This is a genomic window from Pseudomonas sp. MWU12-3088, assembly GCF_023242405.1.
GTDB lineage: Bacteria > Pseudomonadota > Gammaproteobacteria > Pseudomonadales > Pseudomonadaceae > Aquipseudomonas > Aquipseudomonas kribbensis.
The window spans coordinates 19,773-45,062 of the sequence record NZ_JALJEA010000019.1; the positions used below are offsets into that span (position 1 = coordinate 19,773).

Genomic DNA, 25,290 nt, shown 5'->3' on the forward strand with positions numbered 1-25,290 from the left:
CCGGATGTTCGGTGAATCAACGTTGCGAAGTGCGGTACATATATCTATGCGCCAGGCGAAATGTTGCCAGGTATTGGCCGCTTTCAATGGCCTCAGTGGCTGCTCAACAATGAAGCTGCACCTGCGCCGCCAAACAGTCCGGCACTGATGCGGTTGAACCAGCTCTGGCCCTTGCCGCTGCGCAGGTAACGCGCGGCACCGTGGGCGCCGAGGCCGTAGGTCAATTTGCATAGCAGATCCAGCACGGTCCAGGTCGCAATCATCACCAGCAGTTGAGGCAGAAACGGCTGTTCGGCGCTGAGGAATTGCGGCAGAAACGCGGCGAAGAACAGGATGTCTTTCGGATTGCTGGCGCCCAGCATGAATGCACGTCCGAAGAGTGCGCGAAAGCGTGGAACCGGTGCCGCCTGCGGCACTTCTGCGCCAACCGATGGCTGACGCGATTGCTGCCAGCTCTGCCAGGCGAGGTAGAACAGGTACAACGCACCGACGATCTTCAGCGCGCTGAAGAGCTTTTCCGACGCCAGCAGCAGGGCGCCCAGCCCCAGGGCCGAAGCGCTGAGCAGGCAGATCGACGCACTCACGCCACCGAGAAACGCCGGGTAGGAGCGGCGCAAACCGTAATTCAGACTGTTGCTGATCATCAGCAACGACAGTGGCCCCGGAATCAGGATCACCACCAGCGCAGCGCCGCTGAACAGCAGCCAGGTTTCCAGACTCATCACTTTCTCCTTTTTATCGTTATCAAGAATGTGCAAAAGCCCCACCCGCAAGGGTGAGGCTGTTTTGACGCTCGAACCGCGTGTCGCTTACAGGAAGATGAACTTGGCGATGAAGATCGCGCAGAGCACCCACAGGCTGACCGAAATCTCTTTGTACTTACCGGTGCCGGCCTTCAGCGCGACATAGGTAATGAAGCCCAGCGCGATGCCGTCGGCGACCGAGAAGGTCAGCGGCATCATGATCGCGGTGACGATGGCCGGAATGCTGTCGGTCGCTTCGTCCCATTCGATGTGCGCCATGCCGCCCATCATCAGCATCGCTACATAAATCAGCGCGCCAGCAGTGGCATAGGCGGGAATCATGCCGGCCAGCGGGGCAAAGAACATCGCGGCTATAAATAGCACACCAACGGTCACTGCGGTAAGACCAGTCCGACCACCAGCGGCTACACCGGCGGCACTTTCCACGTAGCTGGTGACCGGCGGTACGCCGACCACTGCACCGAATACGCTGGAGGCGGAGTCGGCTTTCATGGCGCGGGACAGGTTTTCGATGCGGCCGTCAGCTCCCACCAGATTGGCGCGCTGGGCAACACCCATCAGGGTGCCGGCGGTGTCGAACATGTGTACGAAGAGGAAGGCGAGCACCACGCTGATCATGCTGACGTTGAACACGCCGGCGACGTTCATGGCCATGAAGGTCGGCGCCAGGCTTGGCGGAGTCGACATGATGCCTGAGTAGTGCACGATGCCCAGGCCCCAGCCTGCCAGGGTCACGGTGATGATGCTGATGAGGATTGCGCCGAATACTCTGTGGTAGCTGAGGATCGCGATCATCAGGAAGCAGATGGCGGCAAGCAGCGGGCCGGGTTCACGCAGCGAGCCGAGCTTGATCAGCGTGGCCGGGCTGTCGACGACGATACCGGCGGTTTTCAGGCCGATCAGCCCGAGAAACAGACCCACGCCGGCGCCCATTGCAAAGCGCAGGCTGACCGGGATGCTGTTGAGCAGCCATTCGCGAATCCGCGAAAAGGTCAGGATCATGAACAGCACGCCCGAGACGAACACCGCACCGAGGGCGGTTTCCCAGTTGTAGCCCATGGTGCCAACCACGGTGTAGGTGAAGAACGCGTTGAGGCCCATGCCCGGCGCCAGGCCCACCGGCCAGTTGGCGTACAAGCCCATCAGCAGGCAGCCCAGCGCGGCGGCGATGCAGGTGGCGACGAAGGCCGCACCGTGATCGATCCCGGCATCGGCCATGATGTTCGGGTTGACGAAGATGATGTAGGCCATGGTGATGAAGGTTGTCAGACCGGCGATCAGCTCGGTCTTCACCGTGGTGCCATGCAAGCTGAGTTTAAAGAGGCGCTCCAGCAGGCCATTGCGTAACGGCGGCGAGAGTTCCAGCGTCGATGCTTCGGATTTGCGGCTTTCCACAGCGAGTACTCCTCAAGAGTTTTATTGTTATTTCCAGGGCCGGACCCTATGAGGGGGTGGCAGCGGCCCTTTGAGGCATACGCGAATTTGTTGACCATGCGGTCAGGAACTCGCACGCAGTGGATTATGCTTTTGTGTACAAATAAAGCAAATATTGTTTTTGGTTTTGTAGACGAAAGTTTTGAGGATCGCGCTATATCACTCGGCCGAGCGGTTTTTCCCCAACGCCATATTCACCGCCAGCCAGCCATTCACCGCGGTTTCGCCGGCCTCGGCAAACACCCGTTCCAGTAATTTCACCTGCTCGCGGCGCAATGCCTGCTCAAATTTCGCGCCTTCGACGGTCAACGTCAGAAGCCGTTTACGTTTGTCTTCTTCGGACGCCACGCTTTCCACCAGATGCATTTCCTGCAGCTGACGCAACGGCATGTTCAATGCCTGTTTGCTAACGCCGAGCAGCGCGAGCAACTCCTTGACGCTCAAATTCGGATAACGGGCAATAAAAAACACGATGCGTTGATGCACGCGGGACAGGCCGCGACGCTCGAGCATTTCGTCAGCCTTGGCAGTGAACGCTTGATAACCGAAGAAAAAAGCTTCCATGGCTTGCTGTTGGCTGGTGCAGTTTTTAAGGTCAAGCATATTGACGCTTCCAGAGAGGGTGTCGTAATTTCAGTCAATAAGTTTGACTCATTTTTCCCATGCCTCGCTAGCGGTGACTTCCATGGCTTTTTCCGAACGTGTGTCGCGTCTCAAAAGTTCTCTGATCCGTGAAATCCTTGCTGCGGCCCAGCGCCCGGAAGTGATGTCCTTCGCTGGCGGTCTGCCGGCTGAAGCCATGTTGCCGAAGGTCGAGTGGGCCGACATGCCGCTGTCCCTCGGCCAATACGGTATGAGCGAAGGCGAGCCAGCCTTGCGCGAAGCGCTGGCGGCAGAGGCGAGGGCGCTGGGTCTGCCGTGTGAGGCGAGTCAGGTGCTGGTGGTCAGTGGTTCCCAGCAAACACTCGATCTGGCCGCCAAGCTGTACATCGACAAGGGCAGCGAAATCCTGCTGGAAGCGCCAACCTATCTGGCAGCCTTGCAGATTTTCCAGCTGTTCGGCGCTGATAGCCTGACCGTGCCGCTGGAAGCTGACGGACCGAACCTGGCGCAGTTGCGTCAACGCCTGGAGCAACATCGTCCAGCGTTCATCTACCTGATCCCGACCTTCCAGAACCCGTCCGCCGTACGCTACAGCGAAGCCAAGCGCGAAGCAGTTGCGGCGTTGCTCGACGAATTCGGCGTAACCCTGATCGAAGACGAGCCTTACCGCGAACTGACCTTCGACGGCGGCAGCGCCCAGCCGATTGCCGGACGCTTGAAAAAATCCAGCTGGATCTACACCGGCACCGTGTCGAAAACCCTGTTGCCGGGCCTGCGCGTTGGCTACCTGATCGCCAGCCCGGATCTGTTTCCGCATCTGCTCAAACTCAAGCAGTCAGCGGATCTGCACACCAACCGCATCGGTCAATGGCAGGCCTTGCAGTGGATCGGCAGCGAAAAGTATCAGCAGCACTTGAGTGAATTGCGCGGCTTCTACCGTCAGCGTCGCGATGCCTTTCAAGCGGCGCTGGAAACTCATTTCGCTGATCTGGCGGACTGGAACACGCCGCAGGGCGGGCTGTTTTTCTGGCTGACCCTTAAACAGCCGCTGGACACGCGCACCTTGCTCAATACCGCGCTGGCCAACGATGTGGCGTTCATGCCGGGCGAGCCGTTTTTCCCCGAGCCGGATCGCAATCACGGTCATCTGCGCCTGAACTTCAGTCACATTGACCCGGCCCGCCTGGACGAAGGGCTCAAGCGTCTGGCAGCGGTGGTGCGCCAGGCACAGGCCGCGCAGGCCGCATAAAAAAACCGGCCATCAGGCCGGTTTTTTTTGATTCAGACGGCGGCGAACCGCTTGTTCAGGTATTCGATGATCGTGTTGGACTCATACATCCAGGTGGTCTGGCCGTTCTCTTCGATGCGCAGGCACGGCACCTTGATCTTGCCGCCCTGTTCCAGCAGGGTCTGGCGGTCCTGCTCGTTGTTCTTCGCGTCTTTCAGGGCCACCGGAACGTTCAGGCGACGCAGGCTGCGGCGGGTCTTCACGCAGAACGGGCAGGCGTGGAACTGATACAGGGTCAGGTCCTTGGCGGCGGCGTCAACCTGGGCCTGGGCAGCGGCGGGGCGCTGTTTCTTGCCCGGGCGGGTCAGGAAGTCAACGAAGATGATCAGTTGGCCGAGGCCGACACGAAGCGCTTTGACGAACACGTTACAAGCCTCACAGGGACATTGAAGAAGGCGCGCAGCTTACCCGATTTTTCACGGACGAAAAAAAACCGGCGATCAACGCCGGTTTTTTTGTGTCACGAATTACTTGATCAGGCTGAGAAACTCGCTGCGGGTCGCCGCGTTTTCGCGGAACTCACCGAGCATCACCGAGGTGATCATCGACGAATTCTGTTTCTCCACACCGCGCATCATCATGCACATGTGCTTGGCCTCGATCACCACGGCCACGCCCAGCGCGCCGGTAACCTGCTGGACCGCATCGGCGATCTGGCGGCTGAGGTTTTCCTGGATCTGCAGGCGGCGGGCGTACATGTCGACGATCCGCGCGACCTTCGACAGGCCCAGCACTTTGCCGCTCGGGATATACGCGACGTGGGCCTTGCCGATGAACGGCAGCAGGTGGTGTTCGCACAACGAGTAGAGCTCGATGTCTTTCACCAGCACCATTTCGCTGTTGTCGGAGCTGAACAGGGCACCGTTGGTGACCTCTTCGAGCGTCTGTTCATAACCGCGGCAGAGGTACTGCATGGCTTTGGCGGCACGCTTTGGCGTGTCGAGCAGGCCCTCGCGGGACACGTCCTCGCCCAGTTGGCCGAGAATCGCGGTGTAATTCTGTTCCAGGGACATGAAACTACCTGTGGGGATTTTCGCAAAGGGCAAGGGTACGGCGGCGGACACGACCCTGCAAGTTCGGTGTGACGGGATTATTCGTCGCGGCCTTCCATCATGGTGCGTTTGAGCATCACGTAAACCGCGCCGGCGCCGCCGTGTTTGGCCTGGCACGAGCAGAATCCGAGCACTTGCGCATGCTGGCGCAGCCAGGTGTTGACGTGGCTCTTGATCATCGGTCGTTTGCCGTCCAGTCGCACAGCCTTGCCATGGGTGACGCGCACGCAGCGGATTTCGAACTTGGTCGCTTCGGCCAGAAACGCCCAGAGGGTTTCCCGGGCCTTTTCGACGCTCATGCCGTGCAGGTCGAGGCTGCCCTCGAACGGGATCTGCCCGATCTTGAGCTTGCGCATCTGGCTTTCCTGCACGCCGTCGCGGGCCCACATCAACTCGTCTTCGGGACCGACATCGATCACGAACTGATCGGACAGGCCGTCAACGGTGGTGGTTTCGGTGCGGATGGTCGCGGACTGGCGCAGCTTGGCGATTTGCGCGCGGTCAGTCTTGGGTTTGCCGGTGTCGGCGCGGTCGTGCTTGATCGGCTTGACGCCTTGGATCGCACTTTTGAACAGGGAAAAATCGTCGTCTTGCATATCAGCCTCCGCGAAGGGCGGCCAGTTTACCCAAACAGACACAAAACGGCCCGGCAAAAAGCCAGGCCGTCGATTCAGTCGTGTTTTTTCATCAGGTGCGGGGACATGTTCAGCTCCCGCGATTGCCGTGCGCGACGCCGGCAACGACGCCACAGGGCCACGCCGAAATACAGGAACAGCAGGCCGACGGCCAGAATGATCGCCGAGCCCATCGGCGTCGCATTCAAGTCGCCGAGTGCCGGCGGATGCCCGATCAGGCTGGCAGCCCCGGCCATCGCCAACAGCACACCGAACGTCGCCAGAATGGCGGCGATCGCTGCGCCGAATCGAAAACGCCAGTTGCTTTGGCCTTTGGGCCGCAAGCGGCGTGCGTCAAATCCATCGGATAACTTCATTCCGACCTTCCTCAATGGGTATCGGCCCTTCGACCGGGAGTTGACCGGGTTGTTCCTGAGGCTAGGGTAATTGAAGCAAATGCGAGGCTTTTGCGGATGAGCGGCGGGCTGAGCCGCTCATTGGCGGTCGATCAGATCAGGTCATTGGTCAACGCGAGGGTGGCGAAGTTGTCGGCCATGATCGCCATTTCCGCCTCCTGAACCTGTTCGGCACTGAGCACGCGGCCCTTGAACGGCAGATCGCGGGTGGCGCAGGCGTCTTCGACCAGGGTGCAACGGAAACCCAGGTTTTTCGCGGCACGCACGGTGGTGCTGACGCTGGAGTGGCTCATGAAACCGCAGACGATCAGGTCGAGCGAACCGAGGGTTTGCAGACGATCGTAGAGTTCGGTGCCGTGGAAAGCGCTCGGCAGCAATTTGCCGATGATGGTTTCATCACCCTGGGGTTCCAGGCCGGGGATGAATTCGCCGCGTTCGCCCTGCGGGTCGAACAGACCGCCGACGGTGCCGAGGTGGCGCACGTGCACGATCGGACGGCCGGCTGCGCGGGCGGCGGCAACCAGTTGTTTGATGTTCGCGACAGCCGCGTCCATGCCGCTCAGGGCCAGCGGGCCGCTGAGGTACTCTTTCTGGGCATCGATGATGACCACGGTGGCATGGCTCAACGTGGCCGCTGCGTAACCGCGACCGCTGAGTTGAAACATCGTTTTTGGAACGGACATTCTGGGGCTCCTTGGGGTGGGGCTTTTGCGACATTGTCCTCTGGCTGAGCGGTTCTGTGAATCGCTACCATCGTAGGCACCGTCGTTACTGGCCTGCAGCCTCGTCAAGTTACACGTTCTGTTCAATAGCCGATAAGGAATTCGGAACACTCCTACCGTCGCTCCGGGATTTTTCCTGCGTCGTCGTGGCGCGTTTTGGCTGGTAGAATCGCCAGTCGTTTTTTCTGGAGTTCTGCCCCGTGATCACTTCCCGACTTCGTACCCTGCGCGACCACATCCGTTGGGCCGTCAGCCGCTTCCATGGGGAGGATCTGTTTTTCGGCCATGGCACCGACAATGCCTGGGACGAGGCCCGGCAACTCGTGCTCGGCGCTTTGCACCTGCCATGGGAAATCGCCGACAGCTATCTGGACTGCGCGCTGGAAGACGACGAACTGGTCAATCTTCAGCGTTTGCTCAAGCGCCGCATCGAAGAACGCATTCCGACTGCTTACCTGTTGGGCGAAGCCTGGTTCTGCGGCATGTCGTTCATCGTCGATGAGCGTGTGCTGATCCCGCGTTCGCCGATTGGCGAGTTGATCGAAAACCGTTTTGCACCGTGGATCGGCGACGAACCGGCGCGGATTCTCGACCTGTGCACCGGCTCCGGCTGCATCGGCATCGCCTGCGCCTACGAGTTCCAGAACGCTGAAGTGGTGCTGGCGGACCTGTCGTTCGAAGCGCTGGAAGTGGCGAACCAGAACATCGAGCGCCATGGCGTCGATGAGCGTGTGTTTACCGTGCAGGGCGATGGTTTTGACGGTCTGCCGGGTCAACGTTTCGACCTGATCGTGTCGAACCCGCCCTACGTCGATGCGGAAGATTTCGCCGACATGCCGGACGAATACCAGCACGAGCCGGAGTTGGGCCTGGCCTGTGGCGATGATGGTTTGAATCTGGTGCGCCGGATGCTCGCCGAAGCGGCAGATCACCTGACCGAGAAAGGTTTGCTGATCGTTGAGGTGGGCAACAGCCAGGTACACGTCGAAGCGCTGTACCCGGAAGTCGATTTCGCCTGGCTGGAATTCCAGCGTGGCGGGCATGGCGTGTTCATGCTGACTGCCGAACAGTGCCGCGATCACCAGGCGCTGTTCGCTTCCCGCGTCTGACCTGAACCGATCGTTCCCACCTCGGTGGGAACGATCATTGGCTTAGCGGTGCGTGGCAATCCAGATCAGCAAACCGGCCTGGAACACCGCAAACGCCACCAGACACGTAATGGTGAAGCGCAAACCCGCGTCTTCACGCTTGAACTTGCTGACCTTGTCTTCCTGCTTTTTCAGCTTCACTTCCTGCTCGGCCAGATTCTGCTCGGCCTGCTGCAGCATCTGCGCGGCTTCGAGAATCTCGACGATCTGCAGCTTTTCGCTGTTCCAGTCGCCCAGCAAATCCCCGACCTGGACTTCCTTGACGCTGCCCTTCAAATGCTGGGCGTCGGCGTACACCACATCAAAGCCATGCACACGCAGAAAGTGATCGCGGCGCAGGCGAGTGTCTTCGTTCAGCGCGTCCTTGTTGTTCAAGTCCATGCCGTCGACGGTGTAGGTGGGCCAGCGCTTTTTCGCCCAGTTGATGCCCTGGGCGGCCATGAAGCGGCCGATGCCACGGTTCAGCGGTTCGATCTGCAAGCCGCTGTCGGGGCCGAAGTGCACGCGTTTGGTCTTGTGGTCGACCCACACGTCGAGCTGATTCTGCTCTTTGCGCACACGCTGCGCGGGCAGCTTGATCGCCATGCGCATCAGGCTGTGTTCTTTGTTGTTGCGCTCGGCGTAACCGAATTCGACGAAGCGCAACGGCCGCCCGCCGGTGTTGCGGTCGGTCTGCAACGGCGCCAGGCGGAGCATCTTGTGGTGCTCGACGTGGACATCCGCCCATGGCAGCTCGACCGCTGGCGGTGCGTCTTTTTCAGCGGTGGTGTCGGGTGAAGTCTGGGTATCAGTCATAACGGCGAGATCCTGTCCAAGCTGCATGTCGCCAGCCAGTACGCTGGCGACAAAGGCTTATCGGCCGTTTTTTTCAGGACTGGAGGGTGAAAAGACCTTAACGGGCGCGAAGTCCGTCAATAAATTCGAGGATGCGTGTCCCCAATTCCGCCGCCAGCGGCAAATTCGGGTCCTTGTATGACGCCATTTGCCGCTTCACGTCGTTGGGCACGATGCGCATTACGTGGTTCATGCCTTCGATCAACGCCAGTGTCGCGTCGGGTTTTGCCGCTTTGAGCAGGTTGGCGTCATCGACCTGCACCTGAATGTCGTTGCTGCCCTGGACGATCAAGGCCGGCATTTTCAGTTGAGCGAAGGCCTTGGACGGATCCTGATGGAACAGCGAAATCAGATACGGCTGCACGCTCGGACGAAATATTGGCTGTAAGGGCGGCGGGACATTGTCGTCGGTGTGGCCGGCCTTGAGGCTGTCGAGCAGTTCATTGCTACGCTGCATCAACGGTGGCGGCAGGCTGCGGGCCAGTTGTCGGCGCAGCACCTGATCGATTGGCCGGGCTGTGCCGGACAGCGAAATGACTGCCGCAGCGTCGACTTTCGGTGCGGCCAGGCTGGCAATCAGTGCGCCCTCGCTGTGACCCAACAGAATCAACGGGCCGAAACGCGGGTCAGCCTTGAGCTTCTGACCCCAGGCCACGGCGTCCGCGACGTAGGCGCCCACCGACAGATTGCGCTCATCCGGCGTCGCGGCCAGGCTCGCGGCCACCCCGCGCTTGTCGAAACGCACGCTGGCGATATTGTGTTTGGCCAGCACCCAGGCCAGCCGCTTGAGGCTGTCGTTGCGCCCGCCGTCGGGGTTGTTTCCGTCACGATCCGTAGGACCCGAGCCAGAAAGAATGAGGACAACCGGCACCGGATTGTCAGACTTTGGCAGCAGCAGCGAGCCGAAAAGTTCGCCGCTGCCGGTGTCCAGAGTCACCGGACGTTGCAGGAGAGTTGCCTGGACGTAGCCAGTAAACAGGGTAAGGCTCAAGATCAAAACTCGCAGCATCATCACGCCATCATTTGCAAAGGTGCCGGTTGGACTCACCAACACCGCCAAGGTTCGAGGATGAACTACTCGGTTAGCCTGCGTATACTGGCGCGCATCATGAATTTGGGTTTGATTTCACGGAGCGTCCTGCATGTCCGGCAATACCTACGGCAAGTTGTTCACTGTCACCACCGCGGGCGAAAGCCATGGTCCGGCGTTGGTCGCCATTGTCGACGGCTGCCCGCCGGGCCTGGAGATTTCCCTTGAGGACCTGCAACGCGACCTCGATCGCCGCAAGCCGGGCACCAGCCGCCACACCACCCAGCGTCAGGAAGCGGACGAAGTCGAAATCCTCTCCGGCGTGTTCGAGGGCCGCACCACCGGCTGCTCCATCGGCCTGCTGATCCGCAACACCGACCAGAAGTCCAAGGACTACTCGGCGATCAAGGATCTGTTCCGTCCGGCCCATGCCGACTACACCTACCACCATAAATACGGCGAGCGCGATTACCGCGGCGGCGGCCGCAGCTCCGCGCGGGAAACCGCCATGCGCGTGGCGGCCGGTGCGATTGCCAAGAAATACCTGGCGACCCAGGGCATCGTCATTCGCGGCTACATGAGCCAGCTCGGCCCGATCGAAATCCCGTTCAAGACCTGGGAATCGGTGGAGCAGAACGCCTTCTTCAGCCCGGACCCGGACAAGGTTCCGGAGCTGGAAGCCTACATGGACCAGTTGCGCCGTGATCAGGACTCGGTCGGGGCCAAGATCACCGTGGTTGCCGAAGGTGTGATGCCGGGCCTGGGCGAGCCGATCTTCGACCGTCTCGACGCCGAACTGGCCCACGCGCTGATGAGCATCAACGCGGTCAAGGGCGTGGAAATCGGCGCCGGTTTCGCTTCGGTCGCCCAGCGTGGCACCGAGCACCGCGATGAAATGACCCCGGAAGGTTTCCTCAGCAACAACGCCGGCGGCATCCTCGGCGGCATCTCGTCCGGTCAGCCGATCGTCGCCCATCTGGCGCTGAAACCGACCTCGAGCATCACCACCCCGGGCCGTTCGATCGATATCGACGGCAACCCGGTCGAAGTGATCACCAAGGGTCGTCACGATCCGTGCGTCGGCATCCGCGCCACGCCGATTGCCGAGGCGATGATGGCCATCGTGCTGATGGATCACCTGCTGCGTCACCGTGGCCAGAACGCCGACGTGCGCGTGAACACCCCGGTTCTGGGCCAGCTCTGATGGGTCAACTCACAGCCGCTGCGGTCTGACGGTGGCGGCGCTCCCGTACTGGCGGCTGTCCAGTTTCTATCTGTTCTATTTCGCCTTGCTCGGCTCGACGGCGCCGTTTCTGGCGCTGTACTTCGATCACCTCGGATTCAGCGCCGCGCGCATCGGCGAGCTGGTGGCGATTCCGATGCTGATGCGCTGCGTGGCGCCGAACATCTGGGGCTGGCTCGGCGACTACACCGGCAAACGCCTGGCCATCGTGCGCTTCGGCGCGGCATGCACGCTGCTGACCTTCTCGTTGATTTTCGTCAGCAAGACCTACGCCTGGCTGGCGATGGTCATGGCGTTGCATGCGTTCTTCTGGCACGCGGTGTTGCCGCAGTTTGAAGTCATCACGCTTGCGCATCTGCAGGGCCAGACCTCCCGCTACAGCCAGATCCGCCTGTGGGGCTCGATCGGTTTCATCATCACCGTGGTCGCGCTCGGGCGATTGTTCGAATGGCTGAGCCTCGACATCTACCCGGCGGCGTTGGTGTTGATCATGGCCGGCATTGTGCTCAGCAGTCTGTGGGTGCCGAACGCGCAGCCGCCCCAGGGCAACCGGCCGACGGGCGAGGGTTTTCTCAAACAGTTGCGCAGTCCCGGGGTGCTGGCGTTCTACGGTTGCGTAGCACTGATGCAGATGAGCCACGGGCCGTATTACACCTTTCTGACCTTGCACCTTGAGCGACTGGGTTACAGCCGTGGCGTGATCGGCATGCTCTGGGCCGTTGGCGTGGTGGCGGAAGTGCTGATGTTCATGGCCATGAGCCGGATCCTCGCGCGGTTTTCCCTGCGCCGCGTGCTGATGGCAAGTTTTCTGCTGGCGGCGCTGCGCTGGTTGCTGCTAGGTTCGTTCGCCGAATTCCTCTGGGTGCTGCTGTTTGCCCAGGTGCTGCACGCCGCAACATTCGGCAGCTTTCATGCATCTGCCATCGCGTTCGTGCAACGTAGCTTCGGCGCCCGTCAGCAAGGGCAGGGCCAGGCGCTGTACGCGGCGCTGGCCGGCACCGGGGGTGCGCTCGGCGCGTTGTATTCCGGCTACAGCTGGAATGTCCTCGGCGCGACATTGACCTTTAGTATTGCCAGTCTCGCAGCGCTCGCCGCTGCCGTTATCATTGCCATTCGAATGCAAGAGGACAGGCCATGAGCCTTACCCGTGAACAGCTTGCCCAGCAAATCGTCGATGCCGGGCGTTTTCTTTATGGTCGCGGCTGGTCGCCGGCCACCAGCAGCAACTATTCGACGCGCCTGTCGCCGAGCGAAGCGCTGCTGACCGTGTCCGGCAAGCACAAGGGCCAGTTGGGTCTGGACGATGTGTTGGCGACCGACCTGTCCGGCAACAGTCTGGAACCGGGCAAAAAGCCGTCCGCCGAAACCCTGCTGCACACCCAGCTCTACAGCTGGCGCCCGGAAATTGGCGCGGTGCTGCACACCCACTCGGTGAACGCCACGGTGCTGTCGCGTCTGACGCCGGAAGACTTCATCGAGTTCGAAGACTACGAATTGCAAAAAGCCTTCAGCGGCATTTCGACCCACGAATCCCGGGTGCGGGTGCCGATCTTCGACAACGATCAGGACATTGCACGCCTCGCCGCCAAGGTGCAGCCTTGGCTCGACGCCCATCCCGATTGCGTCGGTTATCTGATTCGCGGCCACGGTCTCTACACCTGGGGCGCACAGATGAGTGACGCGTTGCGCCAGATCGAGGCCTTTGAATTCCTGTTTGAATGCGAGTTGAAGACCCGCAGCGTCATGAACCGCCAAGGCTGACTTCACCAGAACCAGCCCATTTGCCTGATGAATGCAGTGCCCGACCGGTCTCGAAGAACCGGACGGCAAGGCCGATACCGAGGAGTTGCCCCATGAGCAGCCTGTCCGTCTATCACGTTTCCAGCCCTGAAATTCCGAACAAGGTGCTGACCCATTTCGAAGACATCGCCTCGACCCTGGCCGAGCAGGGCGTGCGTTTCGACCGCTGGCAAGCCACCGCGAAGATCCAGCCCGGTGCCAGCCAGGAAGAGGTGATCGGCGCTTACAAAGAGCAGATCGACAAGCTGATGACCGAGCGCGGTTACATCACCGTCGATGTGGTCAGCCTCAACAGCGATCACCCACAAAAAGCCGAGCTGCGCGCCAAGTTCCTCGAAGAACATCGCCATGGCGAAGACGAAGTGCGCTTTTTCGTTGCCGGCCGTGGCCTGTTTACCCTGCACATCGACGATTACGTCTACGCCGTGCTGTGCGAGAAGAACGACCTGATTTCGGTGCCCGCCGGCACCAAGCATTGGTTCGACATGGGCGAGAACCCGCATTTCGTGGCGATCCGCCTGTTCAACAACCCTGAAGGCTGGGTGGCCAATTTCACCGGCGAAGACATCGCCGGCCGCTTCCCGCGTCTGGAGGACTGAGCCGATGTCGATCAAGGTCATCCTCACCGACATCGAAGGCACCACCAGCGCGGTGAGTTTTGTGTTCGACGTGCTGTTTCCGTATGCGGCGAAACACCTGCCGGACTTCGTTCGCCAGAACGCCACACGCGCCGACGTTGCCGAACAACTGGACGCCGTGCGCCGCGACAGCAACGAACCGCAGGCCGATGTTGAACGGGTCGTGGAAATTCTGCTGGCCTGGATCGCCGAAGACCGCAAAGCCACGCCGCTGAAAGCGTTGCAGGGCATGGTCTGGGAGCAGGGCTATCAGGCTGGGCAGTTGAAAGGGCATGTTTACCCCGACGCCGTCGAAGCGCTCCAGCGCTGGCATCTGGCCGGGTATCAACTGTTCGTTTACTCGTCCGGTTCGATTCAGGCACAGAAGCTGATCTTCGGCTGCTCGGAAGCCGGGGATCTGACGCCGCTGTTCAGCGGTTACTTCGACACCACTTCCGGGCCCAAGCGCGAAGCGCAGTCCTACAGCAATATCCAGCAGGCCATTGGCGTTGAGCCGCAGGAAATCCTGTTCCTGTCCGACATCGTGCAGGAACTCGATGCCGCCCGGATCGCCGGCCTGCAAACCTGTGGCCTGGCCCGTGAGGGTGGGGAGCTGGAAGGGCATGTGACCGTCGACAGCTTTACCGGGATCGAGCCGGAAGCGTTCTGACTCCGCAAATCGACGCATAAACAAACAGGCCGTGAAGCGAAAGCTCCACGGCCTGTTTGTTTATGCGGTGTTCGAATTACATCGAGTGATAGGTCGGCAGGGCAAAACGCTGCTGGCTTTGCAACATGCCGATCTGCGGCAGCTCGCTGGCCTGTTCTGCCAGGTCACGGCGAATCGCGCTGATCGCCCACGACAATTGGTCGCCGGCATGCAATTGCTGATAGGTGAGCGCACGTTTGAACACTTTGCCGTCGGCACTCTTGAGCGTCAGCAGGATCCCGCCATCGGGACGCGGTTGGGTGGTGACTGCGAAGTTGGAGAACAGGGAGGTAAATTTTTCTTGGATCAGGCTCATGTCTTTCAGCTCCGTATGCACTTGAATGGCAAGCATGCGGAGGAGGTTGCAGCGATTGTGCCAGTATTTTGTTTTTATAAATTTCTTATAAATCAATAAGTTATAAATTATGTAAATTCAACTCGTCGTGCATTCTGCATGAATGGCCATCGTGCATCCTGCATTTTGCGGGATCACTGTCGATCCGATGGAACCATTCCATCCGTCCGCAATCACGTTTCGCCTTGTAGCGCTGGCGGATACAAAACATTGCAAAAACCGCGTGTACAGCCCGAGAAGCCCTGACGTATTTTCGGCCTCGACCCTCGCTCGAGAAGCGCCGGTTGCCTCACCCGATTGCCCGACAATAAAAATCCGGCCTGCACGTCAAGGTCGAACGGGAGCTGCCATGAGTCACGCGCCTAGCGACACGATTACCTGGGGCATGATGCTCCGCAAACTGCCGATGATCGCCAAAGCCATCCCTCGGGTGGTGAAAGGCATGAAGGTGGCCAACGTCAAGGATCCGACCCAAACCTGTGGCCTGGGCTGGACATTCGAGCAAGCGACCCTGCGCAATCCGGAAGGCCCCGCGCTGCTGTCGGGCGAAGTGGTGCTGAGCTATTCACAGGTCAACCAATGGGCCAACCGCATCGCCCACTATCTGATCGGGCAGGGCATCGGCAAAGGCGATGTAGTGGCGGTGTTCATCGAGAACCGTCCGGAACTGCTGGTGACGATTCTGGCGCTGGCCAAGGTCGGCGCCGTCAGCGCGCTGCTCAATACCTCACAGACCCGCGACACGCTGATCCACAGCATCAATCTGGTGGCGCCGGTGGCGATTGTCGTCGGCGAGGAGTTGCTGCCAGCCTTCGCGGCGGTGCGCGAGCAAGTGTCGATTGCGTCGGCCCGTACCTGGTTCGTCGCCGATCAGGACACGTTCAGCCATCCGGGCATTGCGCCGGAGGGTTACACCAATCTGATCAGCGCTAGCGCCGACGCGCCGGGCGACAATCCGGCCAGCAGCCGGCAGATCTTCTTCGATGACCCGTGCTTCTACATCTACACCTCCGGCACCACTGGTTTGCCCAAGGCCGGGGTGTTCAAGCACGGACGCTGGATGCGCAGCTCGGCGAGCTTCGGCATGATCGCCCTCGACATGCGCCCGGACGACATCGTCTATTGCACCTTGCCGCTGTATCACGCCACCGGGCTTTGCGTGTGCTGGGGTTCGGCGGTCAATGGCGCGTCGGGTTTCGCGATTCGCCGCAAGTTCAGCGCCCGGCAGTTCTGGAGCGACGTACGCCGCTACCGCGCCACCACCATCGGCTACGTCGGCGAGTTGTGCCGTTATCTGGTGGATCAGCCGGTCAGCAGCGATGACAGCCGCCATGACGTGCGCAAGATGATCGGCAACGGTTTGCGGCCCGGTGCCTGGGCCGAGTTCAAGACCCGGTTCGCGGTGGATCACATCTGCGAACTGTACGCGGCGAGCGACGGCAATATCGGCTTCACCAACATCCTCAATTTCGACAACACCATCGGCTTCTCGCTGATGGCCTGGGAACTGGTCGCTTATGACCAGGACAGCGGCGAGCCGATTCGTGGTGCTGACGGCTTCATGCGCAAGGTCGACCGGGGCGAGCGCGGCCTGCTGCTGGCGCGGATCGACGACAAGGCGCCGCTGGACGGCTACACCGATCCGCAGAAAACCGCGAAAGTCGTGCTGCAGGATGTATTCGTCAAGGGTGACCGCTTCTTCAATACCGGTGATCTGCTGCGCAACATCGGTTTCGGCCATGCGCAGTTTGTCGATCGGCTCGGCGACACCTATCGCTGGAAGGGCGAGAACGTCTCGACCACCGAGGTCGAGAACCTGCTGCTCCAGCATCCGCACATTTCCGAAGCCGTGGCCTATGGCGTGGAAATCCCCGACACCAACGGTCGCGCCGGCATGGCGGCGATCACCCCGGCCGAGTCTCTGGCGACGTTGGATTTCACCGAGTTGCTGGCCTTCGCCCGTCAACGTATGCCGGCTTATGCGGTGCCGCTGTTCCTGCGGGTCAAGGTGAAGATGGAAACTACCGGCACCTTCAAATACCAGAAGACGCGCCTGAAAAACGAAGGCTTCGATCCCGGCCAGACGGGTGACGATCCGATCTACGCCTGGTTGCCGGGCACCGAAACCTACGTGCAGGTCACGGATGAAATCCTTGCGGACATCCACGCAGGCAAGTTCCGTTATTGATATTGGCTATCGCGAAGCTTGGAAAAAAGGGGGTGACAGCTATCGCCGCGCTCGGGAAACTAGCGGCTTTCCGATTGACCGAAAGTGGAGTTGCCCCATGTCCGACCAAAGCCGCCAGATGACCCCCGAAGAAGCTGCCGAATTCACCGAGCAGGTATTCAACAAGGCGCGCGAAGGCGATGCGGTGATGCTGGACCGCCTGATCACCGCCGGTCTGCCGGTGAACCTGACCAACAGCAAGGGCGACACCCTGCTGATGCTCGCCAGCTACTACGGTCACGTGGACGCGGTGCAAGTGCTGCTCAAGCACAAGGCCGACCCGGAACAACGCAATGGCAATGGCCAGAGCCCGATTGCCGGCGCGGCGTTCAAGGGTGATCTGGCGGTGGTCAAGGCGTTGGTGGCCGGTGGTGCGCAAATTGAAGGCGCCTCTTTCGATGGCCGCACGGCGCTGATGATGGCGGCGATGTTCAACCGGGTTGAAATCGTCGAGTTCCTGATCGACCAGGGCGCCGACCCGAAAGCCAAGGACGCCAACGGCGTCACCGCGCTGGACGCCGCCCGCACCATGGGCGCTGTGGACACCACCGCGCAGCTGGAAAAACTGCTGGGCTGACACCGTCGGTCCGCAGCCGGCTCTGTGGCGAGGGCGAGAATGCGCTATCCTTCGCGCCCTCGAAATTCCCCAAGCCACAGGACCTGCCCCCATGAAAGCCGCACTCGCCGAACTCATCAGCAAAATCAGCTCCGGCTGCATGGGCGAAGACGAGATTCAGAAAGTCGCCGACGAGGCCGCACAGGCCTACGCCGATGCCGACGCTTTTCTGACTGCCAACCCGGACATCAACTACGACGACACCTTCCCGATTCCGCTGGGCGAGTGGGTCGTGGTCGGCAGTCTGCCGGAGACCGTGCTGTTCCAGGCCGACACCTATGTCGACCTGTTCGCGCAGATCGTGGCGTCGTTCGGTCCGGGCGTGGAGTTCAACCTCAAGCCCAAACAACTGGCCAAGACCGAAGCGCTGACTGCGCTCAACCGCATCCAGGTGCAGATGAGCAGCCTGAACAAGGAAAACGGCGGTTACACGCTGATGAACTTCAGCCAGTTGCTCGACGACGAGCTGCAAGTGGTGCTGGTCTACGGCAACGACGTACCGCGCGTGCTGGAGCTGTGCGCCGAGGTCGGCATCGCTGCCGCGCCGTCGCTGGAAGCCTTGAAGATCGCCGTCCACGTCTGAACGCAATAAAAGGGAACCCTGCGCGCGACCGTCTATCCTAAAAGTGCATGCCACTATTCTGGAGCGACACCATGGGTTCCACGTTCAACGGCCTGATCGGCCTGATCATCCTTGCCCTCGACATCTGGGCGATCATCAACGTGCTGAAAAGCGGCGCCGAGACCGGGATGAAAATCCTCTGGGTGCTGTTGATCATCCTCCTGCCGGTGCTGGGCCTGATCATCTGGGCGATCGCCGGGCCGCGGGGCAATGTGCGGATCTGACCGTTCGCACCATGGATTGCGCGGGGCCGATGAACTGAGGTTCGACCTGTCATCTTCGGCAACGTAGAATGCGCGCCTTTCCCGGGCAATCGAACCTGACGATTGGCGCCCGCGCATTCATCGGAGCACTTCACCATGACCGTCACCAAGACCAGCGAATACCTGGAAACCCTCTACGAAGGCTACGGCCAGCGTTTTCGCATGGAAAAACTGCTGCACGAAGTGCGCACCGAGCACCAGCACCTGGTGATCTTCCAGAACCCGCGCATGGGCCGGGTGATGGCGCTGGACGGCGTGATCCAGACCACCGAAGCCGATGAATTCATCTACCACGAAATGCTCACCCACGTGCCGATCCTCGCCCACGGCACCGCCAAGCGCGTGCTGATCATCGGCGGCGGTGACGGCGGCATGCTGCGCGAAGTGACCAAACACGCCAGCGTCGAGCACATCACCATGGTCGAAATCGACGGCACCGTGGTCGACATGTGCAAGGAGTTCCTGCCGAACCACTCCAAGGGCGCCTACGACGATCCACGTCTGAACCTGGTGATCGACGACGGCATGCGTTTCGTCGCCACCACCACCGAAAAATTCGACGTGATCATTTCCGACTCCACCGACCCGATCGGTCCGGGCGAAGTGCTGTTCTCGGAGAACTTCTACCAGGCCTGCCACCGCTGCCTGAACGAGGGCGGCATCCTCGTGACCCAGAACGGCACGCCGTTCATGCAGATCGACGAAGTGAAGACCACCGCCGGTCGCCTGCGCAGCCTGTTCCCGGACTGGCACTTCTACCAGGCGGCCGTGCCGACCTACATCGGCGGCTCGATGACTTTCGCCTGGGGCTCGACCAACCCGGCCTACCGCAAACTGAGCCGTGAAGTCCTGCAACAGCGCTTCATCGGCAGCGGCATCGTCACCCGTTACTACAACCCGGAAATCCACATCGGCGCCTTCGCCTTGCCGCAATACGTGCTGCAAGCGGTGAACAAGCCAAGCAACGACTGATCACTCGGCCGTCATCACTGCGGGAGCGGGGCAATTCGCTCCCGTAGATGAAAGGTTTTTCATGTTTCATCGGTGTAAAGCTTTTGAACGATCAATCCTGACAAAAGTCGAGATAGATGTAAGCCCATTTGCGGGTTTGTTCGAGGAGGCTCCAATGCAAAAGTGGAAAGTCACTTTCGTGGATGATCACGGTGAAATTGTCGATGAAGTCTTCGAGCGTGCGGAATGCCCCAGCGATGATGAGGCCGCACGACTGATCAAGGAACGACTCCTTCCTGTCGCCGCCGCACTGGATCTGAACGATCTGGAAGGGCGCACCTCCGATGCAGGCGCCAAAAGCCTGAAAACCCAGAACAGCATCGAAATCCGCAGCATCACACCCATCTGAAAATCTTCTTGCCCGTAACGCACCAGGCCTTGGCAGCGGCTCTATCTTGGGGCTACTCTGCAAGCGAGATCAGCGAACGGATCGCTAAGGTCTGGTCTTGTCAGCTACATGCTTGTTTCCCGTCGGCAACACGGTTGCCGTAACGCCTGAGCCGTTCGGCCGGGTGCAGGGAATACGGAAAGTCTATCCATCTATGCGAGGGGGACGTTCATGAGCACAGCCTATCAAGAAGACATCAGCAGCAACGTGCTGCGCCGCATGAAAGAAGGCGGTTTTGATTTTTCCCGATTCCATCCCATCGAGTTCTACGCCATTTTCCCGGACGAGGAGCGGGCGCGCAGGGCGGCAGGCAAGTTTCGCGGTGAATCCATCAATGCCCAGGTCAGTGCGCGCGACGACGGCGCGTGGTCCCTGGAATTGAGCAAAGTGATGTACGCAACCTACGACGACATCGGCGATTTCGAACAGGGCTTTTCGGCGGTGGTCGAGCCTCTGGGCGGCATCATCGAAGGCTGGGGCGTGAAGCAGGAGGTGCGCAACCGCCATCGTTTGAACTGATCACCCTCGCAATACATCGAGCAACGGCTGACCTTCGGGTCGGCCGTTGTCGTTTCTGCACCTTGAACATTGCATGGCAAAACCCTGAAACAAGAATCCGGCGCAAAAAAAAGCCACCAGGAGAGGTGGCTGAAAGGGAAGACCGGAAGGAGAGGAAACCGGTCAGGGTTACGGCCGGGAGGGCTGCCGGGGCAAGCCATGTCAGTTGAGCTGCATGCTTCGTCAGGGACGTTTTGCAGCGGATGTGCGGATTATCCGCAGGCGGCGCCGGGCAGTGAAATCAACTCTGACTATGCTGGTGATAGGCGACAGGACTGCGTCGCAATGAAGCGGGGGCGATCAGGTTGGGGCATTTGCCGCACAGGAATGGTGCGGTGCGTGTGGCGTGAATATCCAACCGATTGAAATCAAAGCGTTTATGCCGATGGCACGGGCCTTGCGAAGGCCTGTAGGTCCGGGGTGACAAGGAGTACGGCATGATCCGCACCTATTTTGATGAAATGTACGATGCCGGCGGCCAGGTCCGCCCGCATTACCGGGAGTTTGCCCGCTGGCTGGCGGACACGCCTGACGAACTGCTGGCCCAGCGGCGACGCGAGGCCGATCTGCTGTTCCATCGTGCCGGGATCACTTTCACGCTCTACGGGGACGAGCAAGGGACAGAACGCCTGATTCCCTTCGACACCATTCCGCGCAGCATTCCCGCCAGTGAGTGGCGGATCGTCGAGCGCGGCTGCATCCAGCGGGTCAAGGCGCTGAACATGTTTCTCGCCGACCTTTACCACGAGCAACGCATCATCAAGGCCGGGATCATTCCCGCCGAGCAGGTGCTGGCCAACGAGCAATACCAGTTGGCGATGCAGGGGCTGGATCTGCACCGCGAAATCTATTCGCACATCTCCGGCGTCGATCTGGTGCGCGACGGCGACGGCACTTACTACGTGCTCGAGGACAACCTGCGCACGCCCAGCGGCGTGAGCTACATGCTCGAAGACCGCAAGATGATGATGCGCCTGTTCCCCGAACTGTTCGCGGCCCAGCGCATCGCCCCGATCGACCATTACCCGAACCTGCTGCTCGACACTCTGAAAAGCTCAAGTCCGATCGACGACCCGAGTGTCGTGGTGCTGACACCGGGGCGGTTCAACAGTGCGTTTTTCGAACATGCGTTTCTGGCCCGGGAAATGGGCGTGGAACTGGTCGAGGGCGCCGATCTGTTCGTGCGCGACGACAAGGTCTTCATGCGCACCACCGACGGCCCGAAAGCGGTGGACGTGATCTACCGCCGACTCGACGACGCGTTTCTTGATCCATTGGCGTTCCGCCCGGATTCGATGCTCGGCGTGCCGGGACTGTTGTCGTCCTATCGCTCCGGCAACGTGGTGCTGGCCAATGCCATCGGCACCGGGGTGGCGGACGACAAGTCGGTGTATCCGTTCGTCACCGAGATGATCCGTTTCTATCTCGATGAAGAGCCGATCCTGAAGAACGTGCCGACCTGGCAGTGCCGCAATCCGTCTGAACTTTCCCATGTACTGGCCAATCTTCCGGATCTGGTGGTCAAGGAAACCCAGGGCTCCGGCGGTTACGGCATGCTCGTGGGGCCGGCGGCGACGACCGCGGAAATCGATGCGTTCCGCGAGCGGATCAAGGCCAAGCCCCACGCGTACATCGCGCAACCGACGCTGTCGCTGTCGACCTGTCCGACCTTTGTCGAAAACGGCATTGCGCCGCGCCATATCGACCTGCGCCCGTTCGTATTGTCCGGTCGCGAAACCCGGGTCGTGCCCGGCGGTTTGACCCGTGTGGCCCTGCGTGAAGGCTCTCTGGTGGTGAATTCATCCCAGGGCGGCGGAACCAAGGACACCTGGGTGGTCGAGGATTGAAGGAAGCCTGCCATGTTAAGTAGAACTGCCTCGGATCTGTACTGGATGTCGCGTTACCTGGAGCGGGCGGAAAACCTTGCCCGCATGCTCGATGTCAGCTATTCGCTGTCGCTGATGCCGCAGGACGGCCGTGGCGATGGTCTGCACGAACTGGCGATGCCGCTGATGATCACCGGCACCCTGGATGATTACCTTGAACGCCACGGCGAACTGCATGCCGAACGATTGCTGCATTTCTTCGCCCTCGATGCGGCCAACCCGGCGAGCATCTACAGTTGCCTCGGCGCAGCCCGGGCCAGCGCCCATGCGGTACGCGGACGGATTACCGCCGACATGTGGGAGAACATCAACGCCACCTGGCTGGAGATCCGCGGCATCGCCAATCAGGGCCTCAGCCGTTATGGCATGAGCCGTTTCTGCGAGTGGATCAAGGAGCGTTCGCACCTGTTCCGTGGCGCGTCCTACGGCACCATCATGCGCAACGACGCATTCCGCTTCATTCGCCTGGGTACGTTCATCGAACGCGCTGACAACACTTTGCGCCTGCTTGACGCCCGTTACGAAATGGCCGGCGATCAGGCGGAAGCGGTCAGCGACGGCACCGCCCACGCCTATTACCAGTGGAGCGCCTTGTTGCGGGCCTTGTCCTCGTTCGAGGCCTACACCGAAATCTACCGCGACGCGCCCGGAGCCCGGCATGTCGCCGAACTGCTGCTGTTGCGCGCCGACGTGCCGCGTTCGCTGCGGGCCTGCACCGAAGAGATCGATCAGATCCTGGCGCAACTGCCGGGGGCCAACGGTCGTCCGGCACAGAGGCTGGCGGCGGAAATGGACGCACGCCTGCGCTACACCGGCATCCACGAAATCCTCGAGGAAGGGCTGCACGCCTGGCTCACCGAGTTCATCCCGCTGGTGCGCCAGTTGGGCAACGCCATTCACAGTTCCTACCTGGAGGCCGCATGAGACTTTCCATCAGCCACGAGACCACCTATCACTACGAAGATCAGGTGCGGGCGAGCATCCAGTACCTGCGCCTGACACCCCACGACAGCGAGCGTCAGCACGTGTTGAGCTGGCAGCTCGACCTGCCGCGCCCGGTGCGGGCCCAGCTCGATCCGTTCGGCAACATCCTGCACGTGCTGACCATGGACGAGCCCCACGAAGCGATCATCATCGGCGCCCGTGGACAGGTCGATATCGACGAATTGCGCGAAGCGGAGCATGAGAGCCAGTCGGCGCTGCCGTTCCTACGTTTCACCCGGCTGACCGAGGCTGACGAGGCGCTGCGAGCGTTTGCCGAGAAATCCTGCAAGCAACGACGGGACCGCAACGCATTGATTGACCTGATGCATGGGCTGAACCAGCACATGACCTACACGCCGGGTTCCACCGAAGTCGACACCAGCGCCGCCGAGGCATTCGCCGGGCGGGCGGGTGTTTGCCAGGACCACGCCCATGCGTTTCTGGCCTGCGCGCGCAGTCTCGGGGTGCCGTCGCGCTATGTGTCGGGTTATCTCTACAGCGAGGATTGCGAACACCTGGCCAGTCACGCCTGGGCCGAGGCCTGGATCGATGACGCCTGGTACAGCTTCGACGTGACCAATGAGCTGGCGCGGCCGGAGCGGCACCTGAAACTGGCGGTGGGACTGGATTACCTCGACGCCTGCCCGGTGCGGGGCATGCGCCGGGGCGGCGGGTCAGAGCAGATGCATGCGAAAGTGCTGGTGTCGCCGACACCGGTGATCTCCGTCCAGCAGCAATAAACGCACTACTCCTGTGGGAGCGAGCCTGCTCGCGATGACAATCTTTCAGCCAGCACATGCATGACTGACACACCGCATCGCGAGCAGGCTCGCTCCCACAAGGAATGGCATCAGGGCGCAACCTTGCGTCCGGCCATGTGCTGCAAATATCCGATCAGCTTCTGCAGATCCGCGTCCGGCAACACCTCGGCGGAAAACCCCGGCATCTTCGCCTGCGGCCACTGACGCAGACTCTGCGGATCGCGGATGTAGTGCTTGAGGAAGTCCGCACCGAAATACTCGGTCGGGTTGTACGGAATATTCAGGTCCGGCCCGAACTGCGCATCCCCCCCACCATTCAGGCGATGGCAGGCCAGACAGTTCTTCTGGAACAGCGCAAAACCCTGATTCACCGGGTCGTCGGCCTTCAACGCAGGATCCGGCAGCAGGACAGGGAAACGCTCGGCCACCGGGGCCATGCGTTTGATGCTGGCGACTTCGAACGGCCATTGTTCCGGGCTGATATTGCCGGCCTGCGGATCGGTCCACACCAGATAGAACGGCCCGGCGCTGTGCTTGCCTTCCGACAGCGGCGGCCATGGGTGGGCCGGGTCTTCGATGGCCAGCTAGGCGCGTGAGCCTTTGTTGTTCAGTAGCGGCGCGGCGGACAGCTCTGCGGCAAAACCGTCCAGCGCTACGGCTTGCAGGTGATCTTCGGGTTTGATGCCGCTCAGCAGCGCGGCAATCGGTACGGCGCGATAAGTCATGTCCTTCTTGTAGGACACATCATTCTTGACCGTGAGGGTTTGCACCTGAGGATGCTTGAGCAACTCCTCGGTCTGCCAGGTGCGGCTGTTCTCGCCCAGCTCCAGGTTCAGCTGCGCGGCAGACAGGGGCAGGCTCAGCAGCATGGCCCCGAACAGAATGAGCGTTTTCAAGTGATCGCCGTCCATGTCGTGGAAGTGCGCAAAGGTTGGCACAGCCACGCTGGCCCGGGAAGCGGGCCAGTCACATTGTTAGTGGCGATGAGCAATACCTGCCGCTTGAGTCAGCCGATGACCTTGGTCAGGTTCGGCAAAATCAACAACAGCGTCGTGGCGAAAAGAATGAGCCCTGCTTGACGAACTTTCGGTTGTTTGAACATGGCTTGACCGCCTTTTTTGTTATTTCCTGATGCCTGCCTGCATATCCATGACGGCAAGCGCTGCACTTCCTGTTGAAGAACGCCTGCCTCGGCAAAACCCGACGACAACGACGTACATGTTCACCTTAGGGCCCGCGTCACGCTTGGCTTAGATCCATTTCATATGTATTTGCTACCAGTCGCGATTAAAAAGGCATGAGGCCCATTGCCAGCTTCTTTGCCGCCCTTTTGCTAGACAGCTCG

General features: G+C 60.7%; 28 protein-coding genes and 1 pseudogene. 17 read left to right on the forward strand and 12 right to left on the reverse strand.

Annotated features, from left to right (window positions below):
• Positions 1–92: 92 nt before the first annotated feature.
• The 3 genes from M5B98_RS28100 to M5B98_RS28110 all read right to left on the reverse strand — a co-directional run bounded on the left by M5B98_RS28100 (position 93) and on the right by M5B98_RS28110 (position 2,801).
• A complete protein-coding gene (locus M5B98_RS28100; protein ID WP_248744634.1) occupies positions 93–722 on the reverse strand; it encodes a LysE family translocator in 630 nt (209 codons plus the stop codon).
• A gap of 87 nt (positions 723–809) precedes the next feature.
• On the reverse strand, positions 810–2,159 hold the full coding sequence (locus M5B98_RS28105; RefSeq protein ID WP_114881997.1) for an NCS2 family permease: 1,350 nt from the start codon (positions 2,157–2,159) through the stop codon (positions 810–812).
• 198 nt (positions 2,160–2,357) lie between these two features.
• Positions 2,358–2,801, reverse strand: a complete 444-nt coding sequence (locus M5B98_RS28110; RefSeq protein ID WP_248744635.1) for a MarR family winged helix-turn-helix transcriptional regulator — start codon at positions 2,799–2,801, stop codon at positions 2,358–2,360.
• 82 nt (positions 2,802–2,883) lie between these two features.
• On the opposite strand from M5B98_RS28110, the gene M5B98_RS28115 reads away from it, so the two are divergent.
• Complete coding sequence (locus tag M5B98_RS28115) at positions 2,884–4,050, forward strand: PLP-dependent aminotransferase family protein (protein ID WP_248744636.1); 1,167 nt, start codon at positions 2,884–2,886, stop codon at positions 4,048–4,050.
• A 32-nt stretch (positions 4,051–4,082) separates the two neighbouring features.
• Here the strand turns inward: M5B98_RS28115 and M5B98_RS28120 are convergent, their stop codons facing one another.
• The 5 genes from M5B98_RS28120 to M5B98_RS28140 form a co-directional block, all read right to left on the reverse strand.
• Positions 4,083–4,454 carry a glutathione S-transferase N-terminal domain-containing protein gene (locus M5B98_RS28120; protein WP_007960011.1) on the reverse strand — a complete coding sequence of 124 codons (372 nt, stop codon included), beginning with the start codon at positions 4,452–4,454 and terminating at the stop codon, positions 4,083–4,085.
• A 102-nt stretch (positions 4,455–4,556) separates the two neighbouring features.
• The gene (gene folE / locus M5B98_RS28125) at positions 4,557–5,102 is read right to left on the reverse strand and encodes a GTP cyclohydrolase I FolE (protein WP_003204506.1); all 546 of its coding nucleotides are present in this window, start codon (positions 5,100–5,102) and stop codon (positions 4,557–4,559) included.
• Between the two features lie 77 nt (positions 5,103–5,179).
• Complete coding sequence (locus tag M5B98_RS28130) at positions 5,180–5,737, reverse strand: Smr/MutS family protein (protein ID WP_065258068.1); 558 nt, start codon at positions 5,735–5,737, stop codon at positions 5,180–5,182.
• 74 nt (positions 5,738–5,811) lie between these two features.
• On the reverse strand, positions 5,812–6,132 hold the full coding sequence (locus tag M5B98_RS28135; RefSeq protein WP_085732350.1) for a hypothetical protein: 321 nt from the start codon (positions 6,130–6,132) through the stop codon (positions 5,812–5,814).
• 131 nt (positions 6,133–6,263) lie between these two features.
• Positions 6,264–6,854, reverse strand: a complete 591-nt coding sequence (locus tag M5B98_RS28140) for a cysteine hydrolase family protein (protein WP_085732351.1) — start codon at positions 6,852–6,854, stop codon at positions 6,264–6,266.
• Between the two features lie 239 nt (positions 6,855–7,093).
• Between M5B98_RS28140 and prmB the strand changes: the two genes are divergently transcribed.
• Positions 7,094–8,002 carry a 50S ribosomal protein L3 N(5)-glutamine methyltransferase gene (gene prmB / locus M5B98_RS28145; RefSeq protein ID WP_085710643.1) on the forward strand — a complete coding sequence of 303 codons (909 nt, stop codon included), beginning with the start codon at positions 7,094–7,096 and terminating at the stop codon, positions 8,000–8,002.
• Positions 8,003–8,044: 42 nt separating this feature from the next.
• Here prmB and M5B98_RS28150 read toward each other — a convergent pair whose 3' ends face one another.
• Positions 8,045–8,836, reverse strand: coding sequence for a hypothetical protein (locus tag M5B98_RS28150; protein ID WP_248744637.1), 792 nt, complete (start codon positions 8,834–8,836; stop codon positions 8,045–8,047).
• A 97-nt stretch (positions 8,837–8,933) separates the two neighbouring features.
• Positions 8,934–9,887, reverse strand: a complete 954-nt coding sequence (locus M5B98_RS28155; RefSeq protein ID WP_248744638.1) for an alpha/beta hydrolase — start codon at positions 9,885–9,887, stop codon at positions 8,934–8,936.
• Between the two features lie 130 nt (positions 9,888–10,017).
• Here M5B98_RS28155 and aroC point away from each other — a divergent pair, with 130 nt between their 5' ends.
• From aroC to mtnC, 5 genes are all read left to right on the forward strand, one after another.
• The gene (gene aroC / locus M5B98_RS28160; protein ID WP_114882003.1) at positions 10,018–11,109 is read left to right on the forward strand and encodes a chorismate synthase; all 1,092 of its coding nucleotides are present in this window, start codon (positions 10,018–10,020) and stop codon (positions 11,107–11,109) included.
• A gap of 31 nt (positions 11,110–11,140) precedes the next feature.
• Entirely contained in the window at positions 11,141–12,286 is a 1,146-nt protein-coding gene (locus M5B98_RS28165) for an MFS transporter (RefSeq protein ID WP_248744639.1), read from the forward strand.
• Entirely contained in the window at positions 12,283–12,909 is a 627-nt protein-coding gene (locus M5B98_RS28170; protein ID WP_085710648.1) for a methylthioribulose 1-phosphate dehydratase, read from the forward strand. The genes M5B98_RS28165 and M5B98_RS28170 overlap by 4 nt, the downstream gene beginning before the upstream one ends.
• A gap of 92 nt (positions 12,910–13,001) precedes the next feature.
• Positions 13,002–13,547 carry a 1,2-dihydroxy-3-keto-5-methylthiopentene dioxygenase gene (locus M5B98_RS28175; protein ID WP_248744640.1) on the forward strand — a complete coding sequence of 182 codons (546 nt, stop codon included), beginning with the start codon at positions 13,002–13,004 and terminating at the stop codon, positions 13,545–13,547.
• A 4-nt stretch (positions 13,548–13,551) separates the two neighbouring features.
• Positions 13,552–14,235: an acireductone synthase gene (mtnC, locus tag M5B98_RS28180; protein WP_248744641.1), complete on the forward strand. Its 684-nt coding sequence runs from the start codon at positions 13,552–13,554 to the stop codon at positions 14,233–14,235.
• 76 nt (positions 14,236–14,311) lie between these two features.
• On the opposite strand, the gene M5B98_RS28185 is transcribed toward mtnC, so the two are convergent.
• The gene (locus tag M5B98_RS28185) at positions 14,312–14,590 is read right to left on the reverse strand and encodes a DUF3509 domain-containing protein (protein ID WP_085710651.1); all 279 of its coding nucleotides are present in this window, start codon (positions 14,588–14,590) and stop codon (positions 14,312–14,314) included.
• Positions 14,591–14,978: 388 nt separating this feature from the next.
• On the opposite strand from M5B98_RS28185, the gene M5B98_RS28190 reads away from it, so the two are divergent.
• From M5B98_RS28190 to M5B98_RS28235, 10 genes are all read left to right on the forward strand, one after another.
• Entirely contained in the window at positions 14,979–16,817 is a 1,839-nt protein-coding gene (locus M5B98_RS28190) for a long-chain-acyl-CoA synthetase (RefSeq protein ID WP_248744642.1), read from the forward strand.
• Positions 16,818–16,914: 97 nt separating this feature from the next.
• Entirely contained in the window at positions 16,915–17,433 is a 519-nt protein-coding gene (locus tag M5B98_RS28195) for an ankyrin repeat domain-containing protein (protein WP_085710653.1), read from the forward strand.
• A 91-nt stretch (positions 17,434–17,524) separates the two neighbouring features.
• Positions 17,525–18,055, forward strand: a complete 531-nt coding sequence (locus M5B98_RS28200) for a hypothetical protein (protein WP_248744643.1) — start codon at positions 17,525–17,527, stop codon at positions 18,053–18,055.
• A gap of 71 nt (positions 18,056–18,126) precedes the next feature.
• On the forward strand, positions 18,127–18,318 hold the full coding sequence (locus M5B98_RS28205; protein ID WP_003223221.1) for a PLDc N-terminal domain-containing protein: 192 nt from the start codon (positions 18,127–18,129) through the stop codon (positions 18,316–18,318).
• Between the two features lie 135 nt (positions 18,319–18,453).
• Positions 18,454–19,329: a polyamine aminopropyltransferase gene (gene speE, locus M5B98_RS28210; RefSeq protein ID WP_085608797.1), complete on the forward strand. Its 876-nt coding sequence runs from the start codon at positions 18,454–18,456 to the stop codon at positions 19,327–19,329.
• 154 nt (positions 19,330–19,483) lie between these two features.
• Positions 19,484–19,717 (forward strand): hypothetical protein, encoded by a 234-nt coding sequence (locus M5B98_RS28215; RefSeq protein ID WP_085710655.1) that lies wholly within the window; start codon positions 19,484–19,486, stop codon positions 19,715–19,717.
• 210 nt (positions 19,718–19,927) lie between these two features.
• The gene (locus M5B98_RS28220; RefSeq protein ID WP_007960698.1) at positions 19,928–20,275 is read left to right on the forward strand and encodes a ribonuclease E inhibitor RraB; all 348 of its coding nucleotides are present in this window, start codon (positions 19,928–19,930) and stop codon (positions 20,273–20,275) included.
• Positions 20,276–20,751: 476 nt separating this feature from the next.
• Positions 20,752–22,161 (forward strand): circularly permuted type 2 ATP-grasp protein, encoded by a 1,410-nt coding sequence (locus M5B98_RS28225; RefSeq protein ID WP_248744644.1) that lies wholly within the window; start codon positions 20,752–20,754, stop codon positions 22,159–22,161.
• A 12-nt stretch (positions 22,162–22,173) separates the two neighbouring features.
• A complete protein-coding gene (locus M5B98_RS28230; RefSeq protein ID WP_065258049.1) occupies positions 22,174–23,124 on the forward strand; it encodes an alpha-E domain-containing protein in 951 nt (316 codons plus the stop codon).
• Positions 23,121–23,924, forward strand: a complete 804-nt coding sequence (locus M5B98_RS28235; protein WP_119428433.1) for a transglutaminase family protein — start codon at positions 23,121–23,123, stop codon at positions 23,922–23,924. The genes M5B98_RS28230 and M5B98_RS28235 overlap by 4 nt, the downstream gene beginning before the upstream one ends.
• 110 nt (positions 23,925–24,034) lie before the next feature.
• Here the strand turns inward: M5B98_RS28235 and M5B98_RS28240 are convergent.
• Positions 24,035–24,856 (reverse strand): annotated as a pseudogene (locus tag M5B98_RS28240) (c-type cytochrome).
• Between the last annotated feature and the right edge of the window lie 434 nt (positions 24,857–25,290).

Bases quoted from the DNA above. Each gene is read 5' to 3' on its own strand.
- M5B98_RS28175 (WP_248744640.1), top strand. From the start codon at position 13,002: ATGAGCAGCCTGTCCGTCTATCACGTTTCCAGCCCTGAAATTCCGAAC.
- M5B98_RS28115 (WP_248744636.1), top strand. From the start codon at position 2,884: ATGGCTTTTTCCGAACGTGTGTCGCGTCTCAAAAGTTCTCTGATCCGT.
- M5B98_RS28195 (WP_085710653.1), top strand. From the start codon at position 16,915: ATGTCCGACCAAAGCCGCCAGATGACCCCCGAAGAAGCTGCCGAATTC.
- M5B98_RS28130 (WP_065258068.1), bottom strand. From the start codon at position 5,737: ATGCAAGACGACGATTTTTCCCTGTTCAAAAGTGCGATCCAAGGCGTC.
- M5B98_RS28190 (WP_248744642.1), top strand. From the start codon at position 14,979: ATGAGTCACGCGCCTAGCGACACGATTACCTGGGGCATGATGCTCCGC.
- M5B98_RS28185 (WP_085710651.1), bottom strand. From the start codon at position 14,590: ATGAGCCTGATCCAAGAAAAATTTACCTCCCTGTTCTCCAACTTCGCA.
- M5B98_RS28220 (WP_007960698.1), top strand. From the start codon at position 19,928: ATGAGCACAGCCTATCAAGAAGACATCAGCAGCAACGTGCTGCGCCGC.
- M5B98_RS28170 (WP_085710648.1), top strand. From the start codon at position 12,283: ATGAGCCTTACCCGTGAACAGCTTGCCCAGCAAATCGTCGATGCCGGG.
- folE (WP_003204506.1), bottom strand. From the start codon at position 5,102: ATGTCCCTGGAACAGAATTACACCGCGATTCTCGGCCAACTGGGCGAG.
- M5B98_RS28235 (WP_119428433.1), top strand. From the start codon at position 23,121: ATGAGACTTTCCATCAGCCACGAGACCACCTATCACTACGAAGATCAG.
- M5B98_RS28150 (WP_248744637.1), bottom strand. From the start codon at position 8,836: ATGACTGATACCCAGACTTCACCCGACACCACCGCTGAAAAAGACGCA.
- M5B98_RS28100 (WP_248744634.1), bottom strand. From the start codon at position 722: ATGAGTCTGGAAACCTGGCTGCTGTTCAGCGGCGCTGCGCTGGTGGTG.
- M5B98_RS28205 (WP_003223221.1), top strand. From the start codon at position 18,127: ATGGGTTCCACGTTCAACGGCCTGATCGGCCTGATCATCCTTGCCCTC.
- mtnC (WP_248744641.1), top strand. From the start codon at position 13,552: ATGTCGATCAAGGTCATCCTCACCGACATCGAAGGCACCACCAGCGCG.
- M5B98_RS28155 (WP_248744638.1), bottom strand. From the start codon at position 9,887: ATGATGCTGCGAGTTTTGATCTTGAGCCTTACCCTGTTTACTGGCTAC.
- M5B98_RS28135 (WP_085732350.1), bottom strand. From the start codon at position 6,132: ATGAAGTTATCCGATGGATTTGACGCACGCCGCTTGCGGCCCAAAGGC.
- M5B98_RS28140 (WP_085732351.1), bottom strand. From the start codon at position 6,854: ATGTCCGTTCCAAAAACGATGTTTCAACTCAGCGGTCGCGGTTACGCA.
- M5B98_RS28110 (WP_248744635.1), bottom strand. From the start codon at position 2,801: ATGCTTGACCTTAAAAACTGCACCAGCCAACAGCAAGCCATGGAAGCT.
- M5B98_RS28215 (WP_085710655.1), top strand. From the start codon at position 19,484: ATGCAAAAGTGGAAAGTCACTTTCGTGGATGATCACGGTGAAATTGTC.
- M5B98_RS28230 (WP_065258049.1), top strand. From the start codon at position 22,174: ATGTTAAGTAGAACTGCCTCGGATCTGTACTGGATGTCGCGTTACCTG.
- speE (WP_085608797.1), top strand. From the start codon at position 18,454: ATGACCGTCACCAAGACCAGCGAATACCTGGAAACCCTCTACGAAGGC.
- aroC (WP_114882003.1), top strand. From the start codon at position 10,018: ATGTCCGGCAATACCTACGGCAAGTTGTTCACTGTCACCACCGCGGGC.
- M5B98_RS28225 (WP_248744644.1), top strand. From the start codon at position 20,752: ATGATCCGCACCTATTTTGATGAAATGTACGATGCCGGCGGCCAGGTC.
- M5B98_RS28200 (WP_248744643.1), top strand. From the start codon at position 17,525: ATGAAAGCCGCACTCGCCGAACTCATCAGCAAAATCAGCTCCGGCTGC.